Here is a 20,881-nt window from a genome sequence, read left to right on the forward strand (position 1 = left end):
GTGCGGGCGCAGGCGGCGGCGGTGCGGGCACGGGGGCCGGCGGCTCCGGCACCGACAGGCGCGGGGCGGCCTGCATCACCGTGGTGGACCACAGCTCGGCATCGACCGCGCCGTCGTCGGCTTCGCTGCGCCAGCGCACGCCCCAGGTGAGGGCGGCGATCAGCAGCGCATGGGCAATGAGGGCGAGCGCAACCGCGCGGGGCGTGCCGCGTTGCGGCGGCGGCGCGAACTCGGGGCGATCCAGGGCGAGCGACATGCCTTATTTGCCGCCCGTGGTCGTGACCGACAGCCCCACGCGCTCGATGCCGCTGCGCTTGAGCTGGTTCATCGCCTTCACGACGGTTTCGTACTTCACCGACTTGTCGGCGCTGATGACCACGGGGCGCTGGGCGTCGCCGCCTTGCGCGGCCTTGGCCGCCGAGCCGATCTGCGTCATGGGGATCGACGCGCCGCCGGTGCCGGTGGACGGGTCTTTCTTGATCTGCACTTCGTCGTCGCTCTTGATGACGATCTCGATGGGCTTGTCCGGCTGCTTGTTGGCCCGGTCGACCGTCGGCAGGTTGATCACGCTCGGCGTGATGAGCGGGGCCGTGACCATGAAGATGATCAGCAGCACCAGCATCACGTCGATGAACGGGACCATGTTGATCTCGTTGATCGTGCGGCGGCCGCGGCCCCGGGATGAAACGGCGGGCATGTCGTCGCGTCCTTTGTCTTGTGCGCGCCGCTGTTCAGCGGTTCGCGGCGGTGACCGAGGCGGCGGGCGTCACGGCGCCGGGGTTGGCCGAGAGGTTGCGCTGCAGGATGTTGGAGAACTCTTCGATGTAGGTCTCCAGGGCGATGGCGATCTTGTCGATCTCGCGCGCGAAGCGGTTGTAGCCGACCACCGCGGGAATGGCGGCGAACAGGCCGATGGCCGTGGCCACCAGCGCTTCGGCGATGCCGGGCGCCACGGTGGCCAGCGTCACCTGCGTGAGGGCGGCCAGGCCGGTGAAGGCATGCATGATCCCCCAGACCGTGCCGAAGAGGCCCACGTACGGCGACACCGAGCCGACGGTGGCCAGGAACGACAGGTTCTGCTCGGCCGCGTCGAGTTCGCGCTGGAAGCTCGCGCGCATCGCGCGGCGGGCGCCGTCGAGCAGCGTGGCCGCGTCGGTCACGTGGCGCTCGCGCAGCTTCTGGTATTCGCGCATGCCGGAGGCGAAGATGCGCTCCATGGGGCCGGCGAACTTGGCGTTCTGAGCCGCCGAGGCGAACAGCTCGTTCAGGCTGGTGCCGGACCAGAACTCGCGCTCGAAGTCGTCGTTGAGCACGCGGATGCGCTTGAGGGCGAAGTACTTGCGGATGATGGCGGCCCAGCTGGCGACCGACACGATCACCAGCAGCAGCACGACCAGTTGCACCACGAAGCTGGCGTGGAGCAGGAGATTGATGATGGAGAGATCTTGGTTCATGGCTTGAAAGGTTGAGTCATGGAGCCGCTGGAGTGCTCGAGGGTTCCCGAAACTTGGGCCGGAATGCGCGCAGGGCGCAAGGTGGCGGCGTCCACCCAGCCGATGCGGATCGTGCCTTCGCACAGCAAGACCGGTGCCGCGGCCCCGGTGCGTTCTTGCTCTGTTTTTGATAGCACGCGCTGACCGATTATCAACGACGCGGTGCCCAGTTGCCGCAGCTCGGCTGTAACCAGCAGTTCGTCGTCCAGCCGCGAGGGCCGATGGTATTTGAGCTGCGTTTCGCTCACCACGAACTGGCCGCCGGTGGCTTCCTTGAGCTTGCGCTGCTCGACGCCCAGGGAGCGCAGCCACTCGGTGCGACCGCGCTCCATGAACTTCAGGTAGTTGGCGTAGAACACGATGCCACCCGCATCGGTGTCTTCCCAGTAGACGCGGATCGGAAACTCGAAACTCATTGCGCGATCATGGCCCGCAGGCGCTCGACCGATTCCTGCAGGTGCGCCATCGAGCTGGCAGTGGAGAAGCGCACGAACTTCGCGGTCTCGGCGGTGCCGAAGTCGCGGCCCGGCGTCACGGCCAGGTGGGCGCGCTTCATGGTCTCGAAAGCGAAGTCCCAGCTGCCCGAGATGCCGAGCTTGTCGGCCACGCTCGTGCAGTCGGCCCAGGCGTAGAAGGCGCCGTCGGGCACCACGGGCACGTTCAGGCCCAGGGCGTTCAGTTGCGGAATGAACCAGTCGCGGCGCGCCTTGAACTCGGCGCGACGGCGTTCGTACTCGGCGATGCTCTCGGCCTCGAAGCAGGCCAGCGCGGCGTACTGCGACACCGTGCTCGCGCAGATGAAGAGGTTCTGCGCCAGGCGCTCGACCACCGGCACCAGCACTTCGGGCACCACCAGCCAGCCGAGGCGCCAGCCCGTCATGTTGAAGTACTTGCTGAAGCTGTTGATGCTGATGACGTTGTCGTCGATGGCCAGTGCCGTCTGCCCGAACGCATCGTCGTACGACAGGCCCAGGTAGATCTCGTCGATCAGCGTGATGCCGCCGCGCTGCGACACCACCTCGTGGATGCGGCGCAGCTCGTCGGGCGCGATCGAGGTGCCGGTCGGGTTCGAGGGCGAGGCCAGCAGCACGCCGCGGGTCTTGTCGGTCCAGGCGGCCTCGACCTTTGCGGCGGTGAGCTGAAAGCGCTCCTCGGCCGTGGTCGGCACCAGCACGGCCTTGCCGTCCGCAGCGCTCACGAAGTGGCGGTTGCAGGGGTAGCTCGGGTCGGGCATCAGGATCTCGTCGCCCGATTCGATCAGCGCGAGGCAGGCCAACTGCAGCGCGGCCGAGGCACCGGCCGTGACGACGATGCGGCGGGCCGGCACGTCGACGTTGAAGCGCTGCTTGTACCAGCCGCTGATGCGCTCGCGCAGGTGGTCCAGGCCGGTGGCCTGCGTGTACTGCGTGGCGCCGGCGCGCACGGCGCGGGCGGCAGCTTCCTGCACGAGGGGCGGGGCGGTGAAGTCGGGCTCGCCGATGTTCAGGAAGATCATCGGACGGTCGGTGTGGGCCACTTCGCGGGCCAGCACGCCGGCCGCCTTGGCGACCTCCATCACGTAAAACGGTTCGATGCGCTGCGCGCGCGTCGAGATCCTCATGGGCGCGCCTTGCCGGTGGCCCGGTCGGCTTCCACTTCGAGCGGACGCAGCTGCGGCGCCAGGCCGTTGAGCACGGCGTTCACGTATTTGTGGCCGTCAGTGCCGCCGAATTCCTTGGCGAGTTCGATGCACTCGTTGAGCACCACGCGCCAGGGCACGTCGGGGCAGTTCTGGAACTCGTACACGCCGATCCACATCACGGCGTGCTCGATGGGCGAGATTTCGGTGAACTTGCGGTCCAGCAGCGGCAGGATCAGCGCGTCGAGCTGTTCGGCGCCGTTGATCGAGCCGTGCAGCAGCGCGTCGTAGTGCGCCGCGTCGGCCTTGTGGAAACCCGCGAGGTCGCGCGTGAAGTGGTCGATGTCGGTCGGGTCGTTGCGGCCCACCAGGTGCTGGTAGAGCGCCTGCAGCGCGAACTCGCGTGCGCGGCTGCGGTTCGACTTGGCCGCGGCCTTGCGTGCGCCCGTGCTGGTGAGGCCGGTGCGCGACTGGCGGGGCTTGGCGGACTTGGAGGTGTCTTCGGTCATGAAAGGGTGGCCAGCAGTTGTGCCATCTCGACCGCCACCTGGGCTGCGTCGCGGCCCTTGTCGGTCTGGCGGGCGACGGCCTGTTCGAGGTTTTCGGTCGTGAGGATCGCGTTGGCGATGGGCAGGCGGTAGTCGAGCGCGACGCGGCTCACGCTCGCGCCCGATTCGTTGGCCACCAGTTCGAAGTGGTAGGTCTCGCCGCGGATGATGCAGCCCAGCGCCACGAGCGCGTGGTAGCCGCCGCGCTCGGCGAGCGCCTGCAGCGCCACGGGCACTTCGAGCGCGCCGGGCACCTGCACATGATGGATGTCGGACGCGGCCACGCCGAGCGCCTCGAGCTCCGACAGGCAGGCCGCGGCCAGTGCGTCGGTGATGTCGGCGTTGAAGCGCGCCTGCACGATGCCGATGCGCAGGCCTTTGCCGTTGAGCGTGATCTCGCCCTTGTTGGAACCTTGCATGGTCGTTCAGTCTTTCGTGAGGTAACCGGCGATCTCGAGGCCGAAGCCGGCGGCCATGCTCGGCATGCGACGCGGCGCGCCGAGCAGGTTCATCTTGTGCACGCCGCATTCGCGCAGGATCTGCGCGCCGATGCCGTAGTTGCGCAGGTCCATGCGACCGCGCTCGGGCGCTTGCGCGGGGCGCGCGGTGCCGTCGAACTGCGCGAGCAGCTCGGCCGCGGTTTCGCCGCAGTTCAGCAGCACGGCCACGCCCTTGCCTTCGTTCGCGATGTGCGAGAGGCTGGCGTCCAGGCTCCAGGAGTGCATCGGGCGGTTGACTTCGAGCGCGTCGAGCACCGACAGCGGCTCGTGCACGCGCACCGACACCGTCTCTTCGGGCGCCCACTGGCCGCGCACCAGTGCCAGGTGCACGCCGCGGCTGGGCTTGTCGACGAAGGCGTGGGCCGTGAAGCTGCCCCAGTTGGTCTGGATCTCGCGGCAGCCGACTTTTTCGACCAGCGATTCGACGCGGCTGCGGTGCTCGATGAGTGCGGCGATGGTGCCGATCTTGAGGCCGTGTTCGGCCGCGAAGATCTGCAGGTCGGGCAGGCGGGCCATCGTGCCGTCTTCGTTCATCACCTCGCAGATCACCGAGGCGGGCGAGCAGCCGGCCATGGCGGCCAGGTCGCAGCCGGCTTCGGTATGGCCGGCGCGCATGAGCACGCCGCCGTCCACCGCCTGCAGCGGGAAGATGTGGCCGGGCTGCACCAGGTCGGCGGCCACGGCGTTGCGCGCCACGGCGGCCTGCACGGTGCGGGCGCGGTCGGCGGCCGAGATGCCGGTGGTCACGCCTTCGGCTGCCTCGATGGAGACGGTGAAGGCGGTGGAATGCTTGGCGCCGTTGCGCTGGACCATCGGCGGCAGCTGCAGCCGCTCGCACATCTCGCGCGAGAGCGTGAGGCAGATCAGGCCGCGCGCGTGGCGGGCCATGAAGTTGATGGATTCGGCGGTGATGTGGTCGGCGGCGATGACGATGTCGCCTTCGTTCTCGCGATCTTCCTCGTCCACGAGGATGACCATGCGGCCGGCGGCCAGCTCGGCCACGATGTCTTCGACCGGGGAGATCGGTGCGGGTGCACGGTCGGCGCGCGGGGCGCCGATCGGCGTGACGGAGGCGTTCATTTCGAAGTGTCCTTGGGAGACGTAGGAGAGGGTGTGAGCATGCCGGCCTGAAGCATGCGCTCCACGTAGCGCGCCACGGTGTCGATTTCGAGGTTGACCTTCGAGCCGGCCTTCAGGCCGCCGAGGGAGGTGTTTTCCACGGTGTGCGGGATCAGGTTGATGCTGACCTCGGCACCCTCGGCGATGTCGCTCACGCTGTTGACCGTGAGGCTCACGCCGTTGATGGTGATCGAGCCCTTGTAGGCCAGGAAGCGCGCCAGCGCGGGCGGTGCGACCACGCGCAGCTCCCAGCTTTCGCCGACCGGCGCGAAGAAGCTCACGTGGCCGATGCCGTCCACGTGGCCCGAGACGATGTGGCCGCCGAGGCGGTCGCTCGCGCGCAGGGCCTTCTCGAGGTTGATGCGGCTGCCCTCGTCGGTCAGGCCGGCCGTCTTGTCGAGGGACTCCGCGGAAATGTCGATGGTGAATTGCCCGCGTTCAGGTGCGAGCGTGGTGACCGTCATGCAGGCGCCGTTGAGCGCGATGCTGTCGCCGAGCCCGACGTCGTCGAGGTAGCCGTCGGGCACCTCGATGCTGAGTCGCTTGCCGTAGGAGGAGGAGGTGCCGAGGTCGTGGATGGCGGCGATGCGCCCCACGCCGGTGATGATTCCGGTGAACATTTCCACATTTTCGCAGACATCGAGGGGTCTTCGGCCCGAAGGGCCGGTTTGCGGCTGCGAATGTGCCGCGCCGCGTCGGCGGCGGCTCAGAAGCGGTCGCGGCCGGCGACGCGCGCGACGATGCGCAGGTCGGGCCCCAGCATGTCGACCGACTTGAATTCGAGCGGCAGCGCACCCGCCAGCGAGGTGAGCGGGCCCTCGGCATGCAGGTGGCTGGCGATGTCGAGCCCGCTGCCGATCAGCTTGGGCGCCAGGTACACCAACAGTTCGTCCATGCAGCCTTCGCGCAGCAGCGAGCCGTTGAGCTTGTGGCCCGATTCGACGTGCAGTTCGTTGACGCCGCGCGCCGCGAGGTCTTTGAGCATCGCGGGCAGGTCGACCTTGCCGTGCAGGTTGGGCAGGCAGGTGATGGTGGCGCCGCGGGCTTCGAGCGCGGCTGCCTTTTCTTCGTTGTGCCGGCTGGCGGCGTAGATCCAGACGGCGCGGCCAGCTATGAAAATGTGAGCGTCGGGCGAGGTCTGGAGGTGGCTGTCGACCACCACGAGGTGGGGCTGGCGCGGCGTGTCGACCAGGCGCACGTCCAGGCGCGGGTTGTCTTCGAGCAGCGTGCCGACGCCGGTCAGCACGGCGCCGGTGCGGGCCCGCCAGGCGTGGCCGTCGGCGCGCGCGGCCTCGCCGGTGATCCACTGGCTCACGCCGTTGTGCAGGCCGGTGCGGCCGTCGATCGAGGCGGCGATCTTCATTCGAACCCAGGGCTGCTTGCGGATCATGCGGCTGAAGAAGCCGATGTTGAGTTCGCGGGATTCGTCGGCGCCCGGCCCGACTTCGACCTCGACGCCCGCCGCACGCAGGCGCTCGAAGCCTTGTCCCGCCACGAGCGGGTTCGGGTCGGCGAGCGAGGCCACGACGCGGCGCACGCCGGCGGCGATCAGTGCGTCGCAGCAGGGGCCGGTGCGGCCGTGGTGCGAGCAGGGTTCGAGCGTGACGTAGGCGGTGGCGCCCGCAGTCGAATGGCCTTGGGCCTGCGCGTCGCGCAGCGCCATCACTTCGGCATGCGGGCCGCCGGCCTGTTGCGTGTGGCCCTGGCCGATCACGTGGCCGCCGGCGTCGCACAGCACGCAGCCGACGCGCGGGTTCGGGTCGGTCAGGCGGATCGCGGAGGCGGCCAGCCGCAGGGCGGTGGCGATGTGGGAGGCGTCGTGTCGGGAAGAGGACATGCCGGGTTCGTTCACGCCTTCTCGGGAGTCAGATGTCGCGCAGCAGCTGGCGGAACTCGTCCACGTCCTCGAAGCTGCGGTAAACCGAGGCAAAGCGCACGTAGGCGACCTTGTCGAGTTTCTTGAGTTCGCGCATCACGAGTTCGCCGACCTTCGTCGAATCGATTTCGCGCAGGCCGCTGGCCAGGAGCTTCTGTTCGATGCGCAGCAGGGCGTTGTCGATCTGCTCGATGCTCACGGGGCGCTTGCGCAGCGCCAGCATCATCGAGGCGCGCACCTTGGTCGAGTCGAAGTCGGCGCGGCTGCCGTCCTTCTTGACCACGACGGGGAAGTTGACGTCGGGGCGCTCATACGTGGTGAAGCGCTTGTCGCAGGCGCTGCACTGGCGGCGCCTGCGGACGAAGTCGGCGTCTTCCGAAACGCGGGTCTCGACGACCTGCGTTTCGAGATGACCGCAAAAAGGGCATTTCATGCGGCCAGTGCTTCTCTTCTTCTGATTACGAAATCAACGGTAGACAGGGAAGCGGCTCGTCAAGGCGTGGACCTTGGCGCGCACCGCGTCGATGTTCGCCGCGTCGCGCGGGTTCTCGAGCACGTCGGCCACCAGGTTCGCCGTGATGCGGGCCTCTTCGTCCTTGAAGCCGCGCGTGGTCATGGCGGGGGTGCCGATGCGCACGCCGCTGGTGACCATCGGCTTTTCCGGGTCGTTGGGGATCGCGTTCTTGTTGATCGTCATGTGGGCGGCGCCCAGAACGGCTTCGGCTTCCTTGCCGGTGATGCCCTTGGAACGCAGGTCGACCAGCATGACGTGGCTTTCGGTGCGTCCGCTCACGATGCGCAGGCCGCGCGCGGTGAGGGTGTCGGCCACGATCTGGGCGTTCTTGACCACCTGTTGCTGGTAGGCCTTGAACTCGGGCGTCAGGGCTTCCTTGAACGCGACGGCCTTGGCGGCAATCACGTGCATCAGCGGGCCGCCTTGCAGGCCGGGGAAGATGGCGCTGTTGATCGCCTTCTCGTGCTGCGACTTCATCAGGATGATGCCGCCGCGCGGGCCGCGCAGGCTCTTGTGCGTGGTCGAGGTGACGATGTCGGCGTGCGGCACCGGGTTGGGGTACACGCCCGCGGCCACGAGGCCGGCGTAGTGGGCGATGTCGACCATGAAGATCGCGCCGACGTCCTTGGCGACCTTGGCGAAGCGCTCGAAGTCGATGTGCAGCGAGTAGGCCGAGGCGCCCGCGATGATCAGCTTGGGCATGTGCTCATGCGCCTTGCGTTCCATCGCGTCGTAGTCGATGGCTTCGTTGGCGTCCAGGCCGTAGCTCACCACGTTGAACCACTTGCCGCTCATATTGAGAGGCATGCCGTGGGTCAGGTGGCCGCCTTCGGCCAGGCTCATGCCCATGATGGTGTCGCCGGGCTTCAGGAAGGCGAGCATCACGGCTTCGTTGGCCGAGGCGCCGCAATGCGGCTGCACGTTGGCGGCATCGGCGCCGAAGATCTGCTTGACGCGGTCGATGGCCAGCTGCTCGGCCACGTCGACGTGCTCGCAGCCGCCGTAGTAGCGCTTGCCCGGGTAGCCTTCGGCGTATTTATTAGTGAGCTGCGAGCCCTGGGCGGCCATGACGGCCGGCGAGGCGTAGTTCTCGCTGGCGATCAGCTCGATGTGATGTTCCTGGCGCGCGTTTTCGGCTTGAATGGCGGCCCAGATTTCGGGATCGGTCTGTTCGACCAGGATATTGCGTTGGTACATGGCAGTCCTTTGAAGACGAGGTCCTTGTTCAACCAAACAAGGGCTGCCCAGGCGAACGGCTGAACGCCTGTTGTGGTCAGGCGGCACGCTTCCCAGTGGTATTCCACGTCAGCGCGTGGCACCTTTTTCAGGGTGCTGCGCCTATCGCCAGTCGCGTACAGGCCGAGTGTAGCGCAGGCCCGCACGCATCCGGGCGGGGAGGGCCGGCAAGGCCTCAGGAAACTGCGGAGAGCAGGGCGACCTTGGCCGGCTCGCTGCCGGTAGCGGGCTCTTCACCCGCGGGCTTGGCCGGTGCCACGACCGGAATCGGCTGTGCGCGCGCCGTGGTCGGCGGCGGCACGACCATCGTCGACGGCGCACGGCCGGCGGCGACCTGGCGCAGGCGCTCGTGTTCGGCCAGCACCTTGGCGGCATAGCCGCCGTCGTCGTCGAGGTTGGCGGCGCCCACGTAGTAGCGCAGGCCGCCTTCGAGCGAGCCGGCGCGGGCGATGCATTCCTGCAGCACCTTCACGCCGACGCGCATGTTGGTCACGGGGTCGAAGGCGGTGAGCGTGCCGCCCGCGCTTTCGTACTTGTCGCCGTGCACGCGGGTCATGACCTGCATCAGGCCCTGGGCGCCGACGTGGCTTTGCGCGAACGGGTTGAAGCTGGATTCGATGGCCATGATGGCCAGGATCAGCGTCGGGTCGAGCTTGGTGCGCTTGCCGATCTGGTAGGCCTCGGAGACCAGCACGCTCAGCGGCTCGGCCGCAACGCGGTACTTCTTGCTGAGCCAGTAGGCCACCGCCGCCTGCTGCTTGGGCAGCTCGTCGGGGCTCGCGGCCGTGGTGCGCTCGATGGCGGTCGGCTCCAGGTCGGTGGGTTCGGGCGCGGGCTTGCGCGACTGCAGCCAGCCCATCAGTTGTTCCTCGCCGGTCTTGCGCAGGTCGGGGCGCGCCACGAGGGCGAGGGCCGCGAACACGATGGCCAGGCCGACCAACGCAAACCCGTTGTGGGTGATTTCAAAAAAGCCGTCTGCCACATCGGACACGAAGGTCCGTAGCCCGCGGGCTGTGGCATCAAACGCCTTGCTCATCGCTTTTTTCCTTTCTGTGCGGCACCTGGCATGCAGCGCCTGAAAGGGCGGTGGATGAAGGCAGCGGCGCTTGGATTGGTATGTACGAATCAGGCTCCGCGCATGGAGGGGGTGTGGGGTAGGGAGCGCGGCGGCCTGATCACGCCGGTGGAATTCGGCAGCGGATTCAGGGAGGCCCTGCTGCGTCCGGCAGCAAGGGCAGGCGGGATTCTATCGTGGCTAAATACACGGTCAAGCATAAGGATTTGGTTTCATATGTTAATAAGTGCTTGAAGAATCCCCCCGTCCGAGGGGCTTCCAAGGGGAGCGGGCCTACGGGAAATCCCTTGGAAAAAGGGATTTGCAAAGGAAGGGTGAGACGCCTAATCTGGACGGGCCTGAGGTTTCAGGCGTTTTTCCGAAGTCAGGCAGTCCGAGGTGCAAGTCAAGGACTCGAACGATGGAGGACTCCACGGCGGCAATCTCTTGCTGCCAGCACGGCGGGAACCATTACTTCCGGTCGCGCGAATCGATGGCATGGGTTTTGAGCCCGCCATCAAGCCCGGTGACAAGACACTTCGTCGACTCACCGGGCTTTCTTGTTTGTGGGGCTCACACTTTCGGCCTACCGATCCTGTCGAGGGGCGCGCGGGCATCGCAATGCCTCGCCAAAAGGGAACGCATTCACGTTTCCGCAGACTTTGTTGGCATCTGTTTGCGGCACACTTCTGCGGATGGATGCTGCTTCGATCAAACAGAACAAATGGGTGCGGCGTGGGGTCGTCGCGTTGCTGGTGGTGTTGGCCCTGTGGGCCATCGCGTGGCTGGCGGTGCCGCCGATCGCCAAGAGCCAGCTCCAGATGATCGCGAGCGAAAAGCTGGGCCGGCAGGTCACCGTCGGCAAGATCGACTTCAAGCCCTGGACGCTCGAGCTCGCACTGAATGACCTGCGCATCGCCACCGCCGACGGCAAGCAGCCGCAGGTGGCCATCAAGCGCATCTATGCCGACGCCGAACTGCAATCGCTGTTCCGCCTGGCGCCCGTGATCGACGCGGTGACGGTCGAGGCGCCCGCGGTGCTGCTCACGCACCTGGCCGACGGCAAGTACGACATCGACGACATCCTGGCCAAGCTGGCCTCGGGCCCGCCGCCCGATCCGAAGGCCGAGCCCGCGCGCTTCGCGATCTACAACATCTCGATCAAGGACGGCGCGGTCGACTTCGACGACCAGACCGTCAAGCGCCGGCACGAGCTGCGCGGCTTCATGCTGAACGTGCCGTTCCTGAGCAACCTCGCCTCCAAGCGCGAGATCACGACCGAGCCCAAGCTGGCCTTTGCGCTCAACGGCAGCCAGTTCGACTCGGCCGCCTTCACGACCCCGTTCGCGCAAAGCCGCAAGACCGACGCCCACGTGCAGTTCAAGGGGCTCGACCTCGTGCCCTACCTGGGCTACATCCCCGGCGGCCTGCCGGTGAAGCTGCAGGCCGGCAGCCTGGATGCCGACCTGAAGATCGATTTCCAGCAGACCAGCACCATCGGACTGAAGATCACCGGCACGGTCGAGGCCCATGGCGCCAAGCTGGGCGACGCGCGCGGTCGCGACCTGCTGGGCTTCGACTCGCTCAAGCTGGCACTGGCCGACGTGCGACCGCTGGAGTCGGTGTTCCACCTGAGCGAGGTCGCGCTGACCAAGCCGCAGCTGGTGGTGGCGCGCGACGCCGCCGGCCAGCTCAACCTGATGGCCACCGACCCGGCGACCGGCGCGGCCGAAAAGGCGGCGCCGCTGCCCGCGCCCGCCGCCAGCGCCCCGGGCGGCAATCCGGCCGTCGAGAAGCCCAAGCTCAAGGTGCAGGTCGACAAGATCGCGCTCGACGGCGGCCGTGTCGGCTGGCGCGACGAAACCGTCAAGCCCGCCGCGGCCATCGACCTCACCGACCTCGGCATCAACCTCACGGCCGTCACCTGGCCCATGGAAAAGCCCGCGCAGTTCGACGGCAGCACCGCCGTCGCGGGCGCCACGCTGAAGTTCAAGGGCAATGCCACCGACAAGGTCGCCGACGTGCAGACCGAGGTCGAGGCGCTGCCGCTGTCGCTGGCCGCGCCGTACCTGGCGCAGAGCCTGGAGCCCACGCTCGACGGCAAGCTCAGCGGCCAGATCGATGTGTCCTGGGCCCAGCCCGACCTGAAGTTCAAGGCGCGCCGCCTGGCGGCCGACGGCCTGGCGCTGACCCAGGCCAAGACCGCGCTGGCCAGCGTCGGGCGCTTCGAACTGGTCGACGCCGAGGTCGACATGACCAAGCACACCTTGAACATCGCGTCGTTCACCGCGACCAACCCGAAGGTGAGCGTCGAGCGCGACAACGAGAAGCGCTGGATGTTCGAGCGCTGGCTCAAGACCCCGGCCGGCGGCGCCAAGGTGGCGGCGCCCAAGCCGGCCGACGCCGGCGCGGCGCGCCCGAATAGTGCCAACACCAAGCCCTGGGCGCTGACCCTGGGCACGCTGGCGGTCGACAACGGCAGCCTGTCCTATGCGGACAAGGCCGGCTCGGCGCCGGTGGCGATCGAGGTCACGGCCTTCAAGCTGCTGGCCCAGAAGATCGCACCCGACACCAACACCGTCTCGCCGCTGCAGGTATCGGGCCGCATCGGCGCGGGCCGCCGCGCGGACCCGGGACGCTTCGACTACAAGGGCAACATCGTGCTCAAGCCGCTGGCGGCCGAGGGGCGGCTCGAGGTGGCGTCCTTCCCGGCGCATGCCTTCAAGGCCTACTACGCCGACGCGCTCAATGTGGACATCCGCCGCGCCTTCGCGAACTACCGCGGGACGGTGCGCTACGCGAGCGCGCCGGCCGGCATGAGCCTGAAGCTGGCCGGCGACACCGCGCTGGACGACTTCCGCGCCAACAGCGTCTCGCTGACCCAGTCGCCTGGCTTCGACCGCAACAACAGCCAGCTGCTGAGCTGGAAGACCCTGAGCCTGCGCGGCCTGCAGGTCAGCCTCGCACCCAACGCGGCCCCGACCGTGGACGTGCGCGAAACCACGCTGACCGACTTCTTCGCCCGCGTGATCGTCGACCCCACCGGCCGCCTGAACCTGCTGAGCCTGACCAAGAAGGGCGAGGAAGCCTCGAAGGCCGCCGCGGCCGCCGCCACCGAAGCCAGCACCAAGAAGGGCCCGGGTGGCACGACCACCACGACCCGCGCGCCGGCCGCCTCGGCGCCACAGCGGGCTTCGGGCGGTGCGCCGGTGTCGGCCGAAGCCATGGTCGGCGGCGCGCCCGAGCCTGCGCCGGCTGCGTCCGCACCCGTCGTGGCTGCCGCGCCTGCGGCCGATAGCGGCCCGGCGCCCGTCATCAACTTCGGTCCGATGAGCCTGGTCAACGGCAAGATCGACTTCACCGACCTGTTCGTCAAGCCCAACTACTCGGCCGACCTGAGCGAGCTGACCGGCAAGCTCAGTTCCTTCTCGTCGAACCCGCCGAACGGGCAGGGCGGTCGACCGGCGCTGGCCGACCTCGAGCTGCGCGGCAAGGCGCAGCAGACCGCGGCGCTGGAAATCACCGGCAAGCTCAACCCGCTGGCCAAGCCGCTCGAACTTGACATCACCGCCAAGATGCGCGACCTCGACCTGGCGCCGCTGTCGCCGTATTCGGTGCGTTACGCGGGCCACGGCATCGAGCGCGGCAAGATGAGCATGGACGTCAATTACAAGATCGCGCCCGACGGCCAGCTCACCGCCACCAACAAGCTGGTGCTCAACCAGCTGAAGTTCGGCGACGAGGTGGCCGGCGCGCCCAACAGCCTGCCCGTGCGCCTGGCCGTGACCTTGCTGGCCGACCGCAACGGCGTGATCGATGTCGACCTGCCGCTGCGCGGCTCGCTCAACGATCCGCAGTTCAGCATCGGCCCGCTGATCTTCAAGGCCGTGGTCAACCTGATCGTCAAGGCCGTGACCGCGCCGTTCAGCCTGCTGACCGGCGGCCTGGGCGGTGGCGGCAGCGGCGACTCGAGCGCCATCACCTTCGAGCCTGGCAGTTCCACGCTCAGCAGCGGCGCGAAAGAAAGCCTGGACAAGGTCGTGAAGGCCCTGACCGAGCGGCCGACGCTGCAGATGACGGTGGTGGGTACCTCCAGCCTCGAGAAGGAGCGCGACGCCTACCAGCGCCAGCGCCTGCGCCAGCTGACCCAGGCCGAGAAGCGCCGTGTCGCGGTGCGCGGCGGCCAGACCGGCACCGAGGTGGCGCCGGTGACCGATGCCGAGTACCCGGAGCTGCTCACGGCCGTCTACAAGCGCTCCGACATCACCAAGCCGCGCAACATGGTCGGCCTGGCCAAGGACCTGCCGGTGAAGGAAATGGAAAACCTGCTGCTGGCCAGCGTGCCGGTCGACGAGGAATCGATGCGCCAGCTCGCCGTCGAGCGCGGCGCCGTGGTGCGCGACTACCTGCTGGCGCAGAAGCTGCCGAGCGAGCGCCTGTTCCTGGGGGCCGTGCGCACCACGGCCAGCGGCAGCGACTGGAAGCCCGGCGCCGAGCTGAGCCTGACCATGAAATAGCCGGCGGGGCTTGGCTTTTCGCCTCGCCTTGCCATATATCTTGCGGGCCCTTTTCAGCCCGCCGAACGGTGCGCGCCGCAGTTCCGACACGGAATTCGGCGGGCTGTTCGCCAACTGGGTGAAAATGTCGATGTGCGCCGGCCTTTGCCGGCGCCTTCGCTTTCTCTACCAAGACAACGATTTCGCGCAGTGACCTCTACTTCTTCCAAGCCACACGACCTCCAGGCCCTCGACACGCTCACCGGCGGCGCCTTCACCGCGCCGACCTCGGGCGAGCGCGCCGCGCGCATCCGCGACTGGCTCGCGGGCAACCCTTCGTCCGAGCAGATGCAAGAGGTCTTCAAGGAGTTGAGCGGCCGCGACAAGGGCGCCGCGCGCCTGCTGCGCGAAAAGCTCGACGAAATCAAACGCGCCAAGGGCCAGGAAGCCATCGCCGCCGAATGGGCGCAGAAGGCCGAAACGCTGCTGGCGCAGTCCAAGCTCAACATCGCCGACGCACTGGCCTGGCAGCGTGACGCCGCCAAGGCCGGCGCGCCGCTGTCGCGCGAACCGCTGGCCGGGCTGAAGGCCCAGCTGGCCGAGCGCGTCAAGGGCATCGAAGACCTGCAGCACCGTGCGCAGGTCCACCGCGAAGCCGCCGTCCTGCTGGCGCAGCGCTTCGAAGTGCTGTCCACCAAGGGCTGGAAGGACGCCCAGGCCGCCGAGGAATCGCTGCGCGCCGACGTGACCCACTGGCAGCAGCAAGCCGCCGACATCGTGGCCGATGCCAACTGGAACAGCCTCGACGCCAAGTTCGCACCCCAGCTCGAAGCCTCCAAGTCGCAGCTGCTCGTGGTGTCCGATTCGTTCCACGGCGCGCTGGCGCAGGCCGTTGCCGCCGCGGCCGATGCCGCCGCGCCGCTGCCGCCGGTGCCCGTCTGGGCCGACGAACTGCGCGCGGCACGCGGCGAAGTGGTTGCGCCCAAGCCCGCCGCGCCCGCCCGTCCCGCCGCACCCAAGGTCGACCCGGCCGTGCGCGCCGCGGCGCAAGACGCCGTGCAGGCCGCCCTCGCCAAGCTCGAACAGGAAACCGCCGAAGGCCACGGCAAGGCCAGTGCCGGCGCCGCCGCCGCGCTGCGCGCCGTGCTCAAGGAGCACGGCAAGCTGGTCGACGCGCCGCTCGAAGCCCGCGTGCACGCCGCGCTGGTTGCCGCCGGCGAACTCGAAGGCTGGCAGCGCTGGAGCGCCGACAAGGTGCGCGAAGACCTCGTCGCCAAGGCCGAAGGCCTGCTCAAGCGCCCCGAAGGCCAGGCCCTTGGTGGCCGCAAGATGCAGGAAACCCTGCGCGCCCTGCGCGACCAGTGGAAGCAGGCCGACCAGGGCGGCGTGCCGAACCACGCGCTGTGGAAGCGTTTCGACGAAGCCTGCAACGAAGCCCACAAGGTGGTCGAGGCCTGGCTCGAGAAGGTGCGCGCCGATGCCGCCGAGCACCGCGCCCTGCGCGTCGCACTCATCGAAGAGGTCAAGGCCTGGGCCGCCGCGCATGCCGGCGCCACCGACCTGAAGGCGCACAACCGCGCGCTGCACCAGTTCGCCGACCGCTGGCGCGATGCCGGCCACGTGGGCGAGAAGGTGTTCGCCGAGCTGCAACCGCTGTGGAATGAAGTGTTCGGTGCCGCCCGTGCCCCGTTCGAAACGGCGCAGAAGGCCAGTGTCGAGCGTCGCCAGGCCATGATCGCCGAAGCCACCGAGCTGGGCGCCCAGCCGATGCTGCGCATCGATGCCGTGAAGGCGCTGCAACAGCGCTGGCAGCACGAGGCGCAGAGCGTGCCGCTCGACCGCCGCCACGAACAGAAGCTGTGGGACGCGTTCCGCGCACCCATCGACGAAGCCTTCAACCGCAAGACGGTCGAGCGCGAAAAGGCATCGGCCGCCATGAGCGAGCACGACCGCCATGTGCTCGAAGCCTCCAAGGCGCTCGACGCGGCCAATGCCGGCGGCGACGCACAGAAGATCCGCGCCGCCATCGCCGGCCTCGAAGCTGCACTGCGCGGTGAAGTGCCCGCACCGGCACCCGCCACCACGAGCGACGGCCCCTCGGTCGGCGCGACCGGTGTCGAAGCCCCCGGCCAGGCCGCTGCCGAGTTCGGCGAAAGCGCCGAGCAGACGCCGGGTTCGAGCGATGCCGAAGCCACGCCGTCCGCACCCGCGGCAGCAGTGGCCGACGCGCCCGACCTGGTCGCTCCCGCAGACGGCGCCGATGCTTCGGCCCGCAGCGACAGCGCCGCGCACGAAGCCGGCGAGGCTGCGAGCGTCGCTCCGGCCGCGCCGCCGAAGCCCGCACCCAAGCCCGTGGTCGCCATGCGTGGCGACGACCGGCCCAGCAGCAAGAAGGCCGAAGCCGCACCGGCCGCTCGCGGCACGGGCCGCTTCGGTGATCGCCGCGACGGTGGCCGTCCCGGTGCCGGCGGCCCCGGCCGTCCGAACGACCGCGGCGGCCCGCGTCCTGATGCCCGTGGTGGCGATCGCGGCGCGCCGGGCGGTGGCCGTTTCGGCGACCGTCCGCCGCGCGAAGACCGCGGCCCGCGCCTGGGCGATGCCGCCTTCCGCGCGCAGCGCGAAGCGCTCGAGCGTGCCGACATGGCGCTGCGCAAGCTGGCCGCGCAGGCCCACGGCGAAGCGCTCACGCAGGTGCTCGGCGCCTGGGAGCAGCGCGATGCCGCCCGCCTGCCCAGCGTGCAGGAACTGGGCCGTGCCGTGACGCCGGCCGTGCGCACCCAATGGTCGCAGGCCGTGGGTGCCGCACCGACGGCCGGCGCGAGCGATGCCGCCGAAGCACTGCTGCGCCTGGAGATGGCCGCCGAAGTGCCGACGCCCGCCGAGCAACTCGACGCACGCCGCGCGCTGCAGCTCAAGCTGCTGACGAAGCGTGGCGATCCGACGCCGGCCCAGACCTGGGGTCAGGATGCCGGCAAGGTGCTCGCCGCCGCGCACGACGCCGCCACTGCGCGCCGTCTGCAGAACGCACTGAAGGCTTTGCTGCGCAAGTAAGGCGTCCGCGCGCGTTCATGAGAAGGAGCCCGCCGCGTGCGGGCTTTTTCATGTGTGTCGACCCGTCCCGGCTCAAGGCAATTTGGCCAGGATCTTGTCCATTTCTCCGGCGGTATAGGCGCGCAGGGAGCGCGTGCGCACATTGCCCTGCATGGCGATGGCCAGACTGAATGCACAGAGCGCCTGCTCGTCCTCGGACTCCAGCACGCAGACCACATCGCAGTCGCCCATGGTCCAGAAGATCTCGCGCATGTTGACGCCGAGCTTCTGGGCGGTTTCCTTGGCGGCGGCAGCGCGTTTGGTGGTTTCCTTGACGCTCTGGATGCCCTTGTCCGTGAAGCTCAGCATGCCGATATAGGTCACCATTTTCTGCTCCTGTGTTGTTATCCGCGGGGGACGAATCACATGAAGCAACGCCGCCCCCGATGGCGACGCTCCAGGTCATCGGGCGCGCAGCGACGCTGTGGAGGGCGATGGCCGCAGCGATGCTACGCCGGGGGCCTGCAAAGGCAAGGCGCTCCCGATCAGCGCCTACTCAGGACGAGGTAGGCGGACCGCGATCGCGCGCGCAAGCAAGGAAACCAGATGTGAGGGGCGGTCAGGCCTGCGCAGGCCGAAAGAACGCATCGAAGAGAACCAGCACTGCCGGGAAGTCCCGCGCGAAGTTCGGCCGGTTCACGAAGTAGGCCTCGCAGGCCACCGCGAAGAACTCGCTGATCGAGGTGGCACCGTAATCGTCGAGCCAGGGCGGCTCGGCGCCGAAGCGTTCGGCGAGGATGGTCTTTTCGCGGAAGTCGTCGTAGGCCGGCTGCAGCACGGCCATCCAGGCCGCGCGGGCCTCGCGCGCACTGCGCCGGCCCATGAAGCCGGCCGGCAGCGGCGGGCAGCCGTCGGCGATGCCGTTGCGCATGTCGATCTTGTGGGCGAACTCGTGGATCACGACGTTGTAGCCGCCCTCGCTGCTGACGCTGCTCGCGAGCACGTCCTGCCAGCTGAGCATGACGGGGCCCTGGTCCATCGCCTCGCCGGCGACGACCTCTTCGTACTCGTGCACGACCAGCGCGTCATCGACGACCTTGCGCGGCGCCACCACCTCGGACGGGTGCACCACGATGCCGACGAAATCGTCGTACCAGTCGAGCCCGTCCTTCAGGTGCAGCACCGGCAGCACGGCCTGCGCCGCGATGGCCAGCGCCACCTCGTCGGTGATGACGAAGCCCTGCGTGCCATGGAATTCCTTGTCCCGCAGGAACTCGGCCGCGAGCGTGCGTAGTTGTTGCTGCTGCGCGGGCGGCAATTCGCCCAGGAAGGCGTAGCGCGTGAGCGTGGCGCGCCAGGCGGCGTCGGGAATCGGGGGCAGGGCGCGCAGCCGGCGCAGCCACTTGAACATCGGTGTTCGGTGTGCTTACCGCAGGTCGACGCGCTGCGCGCCGGCGGCCGACAGGCACAGCAGCTGCGCGCGCGGCGGGTGCGCGGCGGCGTCCCAGTCGCTCAGCACGATGCGACGCAGGCCGTGGCCCAGGTCGTGGACGGCGGGGCGGTGGGTGTGGCCATGGATCAGCGCGCTGGCGCCCGCGTGCTGCAGCCATTGGCGGGCAGCGTCGGCGTCCACGTCGGCCCAGAGGGTCGAGGGATCGCGCTTGCGGTCTTCGCTCTGTGCGCGGATGGCGCGGGCGAGGGCGCGGCGCTCTTCCAGCGGGCGCGCGAGGAACGCGGCCTGCCATTCGGGCGTGCGCACCTGGGCGCGAAACTGGAGGTAGTCGGTGTCTTCGAGGCAGAGGGCGTCGCCATGGCTCAGCAGCCAGCGTTCGCCGTGCAGCACCAGCACCGTGGGGTCGTCGAGCAGCGTCAGGCCGCATTGCGCGGCAAAGGCCTTGCCGACGAGGAAGTCGCGGTTGCCGTGCATGAAGAACACGGGCATGCGCTGCGCCGTGCGCTGCAGCAACTCGACGCACTGCGCCTCGAAGCCGGGCTGGTCGGCGGCATCGTCGCCCACCCACACCTCGAACAGGTCGCCGAGGATCACCAGCGCATCGGCCGGCGTGGTCTGCAGGTAGCCCTGCCAGGCCTCGAAGGTGGCCAGCTCGCTGGCCTGCAGGTGCAGGTCGGAAATCAGGTCGACGGTGCGCCACGCGGGCGGCGCCACCAGCTCGGAGAAAGCCGGGTTCGCCACCGGGGTCATGCCGCTGCGCCGTGCCTGAAGTGCATCACTCGACAGTAACGACTGCCTTTTCGATCACGACGTCCTCGAGGGGCACGTCGTCATGGAAGCCCTTGCGGCCCGTCTTCACGGCCTTGATCTTGTCGACGACATCGGTGCCGCCCGTGACCTTGCCGAACACCGCGTAGCCCCAGCCCTGGGCCGAGGGGGCGGTGTGGTTCAGGAAGCCGTTGTCGGCCACGTTGATGAAGAACTGGGCGGTGGCCGAGTGCGGTGCGCTCGTGCGGGCCATGGCCACGGTGTAGTTGGCGTTCTTGAGGCCGTTGTTGGCTTCGTTCTCGATCTCGGCGCCGGTGGGCTTTTGCTTCATGCCGGGCTCGAAACCGCCGCCTTGCACCATGAAGCCGGGGATCACGCGGTGGAACACCGTGTTGTCGTAGTGGCCCTTCTTCACGTACTCGATGAAGTTGGCGGTCGACTTCGGTGCCTTCACGCCGTCGAGTTCGAGCGTGATGACGCCGTAGTTCTTGATGTGCAGTTCGACTTGGGGGTTGCTCATGAGTTAGCTCCTTCTTCGGAAACGGGATTACTTCGCCAGCGTGGCGGACTTGATGGTGAGGGTTTCGACGGGCACGTTCTGCATGCCGCCCTTGTTGCCGGTCTGCACGGCGCGGATCTTGTCGACCACGTCGGTGCCGGCGACGACCTTGCCGAACACGGTGTAGCCGTAGCCGTCGGGGTTGGGTGCGTTCAGCGAGTCGTTGTTCTTCACGTTGATGAAGAACTGCGAGGTGGCCGAATTGGGGTTGCCGGTGCGGGCCATCGCGATCGTGTACTTGTCGTTCTTCAGGCCGTTGTTGGCCTCGAGCGGGATCGGCGGGCGCGTGGGCTTTTGCTGCAGGTCGGCCGTGAAGCCGCCGCCCTGGATCATGAAGCCGTCGATGACGCGGTGGAACACCGTGCCGTCGTAGTGCTTGTCCTTGACGTACTGCAGGAAGTTTTCGACCGTCTTGGGGGCCTTGGCCGCATCGAGCTCGACCACGATGTCGCCCGCCGAGGTGGCGAGCTTGACGCGCGGCGCCGCCTGCTGGGCGTGCGCGCCGGCGGCGACGCCGAAGGCCAGGGCTGCGGCCAGTGCGAGGGCGCCGCGGCGGCTGAAACGGGAAAGTGCAGAGGTCGTCAAATGAGGCTCCGTGTGCGGGTGGAGGGGAGGGC

Annotated in this window: 20 protein-coding genes, 1 pseudogene and 1 riboswitch; of the genes and pseudogenes, 3 read left to right on the forward strand and 18 right to left on the reverse strand. The window is 68.4% G+C overall.

Going from position 1 to position 20,881, the window contains the following annotated elements; genetic code table 11:
- The 13 genes and pseudogenes from AC3WQR_RS29640 to AC3WQR_RS29700 all read right to left on the reverse strand — a co-directional run.
- Positions 1 to 256 (reverse strand): annotated as a pseudogene (locus AC3WQR_RS29640) (cell envelope integrity protein TolA); the annotation flags it as partial.
- Between the two features lie 3 nt (positions 257 to 259).
- Complete coding sequence (locus tag AC3WQR_RS29645; RefSeq protein ID WP_070060386.1) at positions 260 to 697, reverse strand: ExbD/TolR family protein; 438 nt, start codon at positions 695 to 697, stop codon at positions 260 to 262.
- Between the two features lie 34 nt (positions 698 to 731).
- Positions 732 to 1,454 (reverse strand): protein TolQ, encoded by a 723-nt coding sequence (gene tolQ / locus AC3WQR_RS29650; protein WP_070060387.1) that lies wholly within the window; start codon positions 1,452 to 1,454, stop codon positions 732 to 734.
- The gene (gene ybgC, locus AC3WQR_RS29655; protein ID WP_070060388.1) at positions 1,451 to 1,909 is read right to left on the reverse strand and encodes a tol-pal system-associated acyl-CoA thioesterase; all 459 of its coding nucleotides are present in this window, start codon (positions 1,907 to 1,909) and stop codon (positions 1,451 to 1,453) included. Before ybgC ends, tolQ begins: the two co-directional genes overlap by 4 nt.
- Positions 1,906 to 3,093, reverse strand: coding sequence for a pyridoxal phosphate-dependent aminotransferase (locus tag AC3WQR_RS29660; protein WP_062481568.1), 1,188 nt, complete (start codon positions 3,091 to 3,093; stop codon positions 1,906 to 1,908). Before AC3WQR_RS29660 ends, ybgC begins: the two co-directional genes overlap by 4 nt.
- On the reverse strand, positions 3,090 to 3,620 hold the full coding sequence (nusB, locus tag AC3WQR_RS29665; RefSeq protein WP_369647275.1) for a transcription antitermination factor NusB: 531 nt from the start codon (positions 3,618 to 3,620) through the stop codon (positions 3,090 to 3,092). Before nusB ends, AC3WQR_RS29660 begins: the two co-directional genes overlap by 4 nt.
- Positions 3,617 to 4,078 (reverse strand): 6,7-dimethyl-8-ribityllumazine synthase, encoded by a 462-nt coding sequence (gene ribH, locus AC3WQR_RS29670; protein ID WP_056582067.1) that lies wholly within the window; start codon positions 4,076 to 4,078, stop codon positions 3,617 to 3,619. The genes nusB and ribH overlap by 4 nt, the downstream gene beginning before the upstream one ends.
- A 6-nt stretch (positions 4,079 to 4,084) precedes the next feature.
- The gene (gene ribBA, locus AC3WQR_RS29675; protein WP_492745552.1) at positions 4,085 to 5,239 is read right to left on the reverse strand and encodes a bifunctional 3,4-dihydroxy-2-butanone-4-phosphate synthase/GTP cyclohydrolase II; all 1,155 of its coding nucleotides are present in this window, start codon (positions 5,237 to 5,239) and stop codon (positions 4,085 to 4,087) included.
- The gene (locus AC3WQR_RS29680) at positions 5,236 to 5,898 is read right to left on the reverse strand and encodes a riboflavin synthase (protein ID WP_492745554.1); all 663 of its coding nucleotides are present in this window, start codon (positions 5,896 to 5,898) and stop codon (positions 5,236 to 5,238) included. Before AC3WQR_RS29680 ends, ribBA begins: the two co-directional genes overlap by 4 nt.
- A gap of 86 nt (positions 5,899 to 5,984) precedes the next feature.
- Positions 5,985 to 7,115 carry a bifunctional diaminohydroxyphosphoribosylaminopyrimidine deaminase/5-amino-6-(5-phosphoribosylamino)uracil reductase RibD gene (gene ribD, locus AC3WQR_RS29685; RefSeq protein ID WP_492745557.1) on the reverse strand — a complete coding sequence of 377 codons (1,131 nt, stop codon included), beginning with the start codon at positions 7,113 to 7,115 and terminating at the stop codon, positions 5,985 to 5,987.
- Between the two features lie 28 nt (positions 7,116 to 7,143).
- Complete coding sequence (nrdR, locus tag AC3WQR_RS29690) at positions 7,144 to 7,587, reverse strand: transcriptional regulator NrdR (protein WP_007836918.1); 444 nt, start codon at positions 7,585 to 7,587, stop codon at positions 7,144 to 7,146.
- Positions 7,588 to 7,620: 33 nt separating this feature from the next.
- A complete protein-coding gene (glyA, locus tag AC3WQR_RS29695) occupies positions 7,621 to 8,865 on the reverse strand; it encodes a serine hydroxymethyltransferase (RefSeq protein WP_139705484.1) in 1,245 nt (414 codons plus the stop codon).
- A gap of 38 nt (positions 8,866 to 8,903) precedes the next feature.
- Positions 8,904 to 9,030: riboswitch (ZMP/ZTP riboswitch) on the reverse strand.
- Between the two features lie 49 nt (positions 9,031 to 9,079).
- Complete coding sequence (locus AC3WQR_RS29700) at positions 9,080 to 9,940, reverse strand: lytic transglycosylase domain-containing protein (protein ID WP_062481551.1); 861 nt, start codon at positions 9,938 to 9,940, stop codon at positions 9,080 to 9,082.
- Positions 9,941 to 10,653: 713 nt separating this feature from the next.
- On the opposite strand from AC3WQR_RS29700, the gene AC3WQR_RS29705 reads away from it, so the two are divergent.
- The 3 genes from AC3WQR_RS29705 to AC3WQR_RS29715 are packed head-to-tail and all read left to right on the forward strand — an operon-like array spanning position 10,654 to position 17,505.
- Positions 10,654 to 14,475, forward strand: a complete 3,822-nt coding sequence (locus tag AC3WQR_RS29705; protein ID WP_492745559.1) for a DUF748 domain-containing protein — start codon at positions 10,654 to 10,656, stop codon at positions 14,473 to 14,475.
- Positions 14,476 to 14,485: 10 nt separating this feature from the next.
- Positions 14,486 to 14,668: a hypothetical protein gene (locus AC3WQR_RS29710; protein ID WP_492745561.1), complete on the forward strand. Its 183-nt coding sequence runs from the start codon at positions 14,486 to 14,488 to the stop codon at positions 14,666 to 14,668.
- Positions 14,665 to 17,505 carry a DUF349 domain-containing protein gene (locus tag AC3WQR_RS29715; protein ID WP_492745563.1) on the forward strand — a complete coding sequence of 947 codons (2,841 nt, stop codon included), beginning with the start codon at positions 14,665 to 14,667 and terminating at the stop codon, positions 17,503 to 17,505. Before AC3WQR_RS29710 ends, AC3WQR_RS29715 begins: the two co-directional genes overlap by 4 nt.
- Positions 17,506 to 17,577: 72 nt before the next feature.
- On the opposite strand, the gene AC3WQR_RS29720 is transcribed toward AC3WQR_RS29715, so the two are convergent.
- The 5 genes from AC3WQR_RS29720 to AC3WQR_RS29740 form a co-directional block, all read right to left on the reverse strand.
- On the reverse strand, positions 17,578 to 17,871 hold the full coding sequence (locus AC3WQR_RS29720) for a GYD domain-containing protein (protein WP_095745032.1): 294 nt from the start codon (positions 17,869 to 17,871) through the stop codon (positions 17,578 to 17,580).
- A 232-nt stretch (positions 17,872 to 18,103) separates the two neighbouring features.
- Positions 18,104 to 18,895, reverse strand: coding sequence for a M90 family metallopeptidase (locus tag AC3WQR_RS29725; RefSeq protein ID WP_492745565.1), 792 nt, complete (start codon positions 18,893 to 18,895; stop codon positions 18,104 to 18,106).
- 15 nt (positions 18,896 to 18,910) lie between these two features.
- A complete protein-coding gene (locus AC3WQR_RS29730) occupies positions 18,911 to 19,687 on the reverse strand; it encodes a UDP-2,3-diacylglucosamine diphosphatase (protein ID WP_489057031.1) in 777 nt (258 codons plus the stop codon).
- Positions 19,688 to 19,712: 25 nt separating this feature from the next.
- Positions 19,713 to 20,225, reverse strand: coding sequence for a peptidylprolyl isomerase (locus AC3WQR_RS29735; RefSeq protein ID WP_070060416.1), 513 nt, complete (start codon positions 20,223 to 20,225; stop codon positions 19,713 to 19,715).
- A gap of 27 nt (positions 20,226 to 20,252) precedes the next feature.
- Positions 20,253 to 20,849, reverse strand: coding sequence for a peptidylprolyl isomerase (locus AC3WQR_RS29740; RefSeq protein ID WP_369632594.1), 597 nt, complete (start codon positions 20,847 to 20,849; stop codon positions 20,253 to 20,255).
- Positions 20,850 to 20,881: the final 32 nt, after the last annotated feature.

The sequence above is a fragment of the Variovorax sp. FW305-3-2-15-B-LB1 genome, assembly GCF_058787635.1.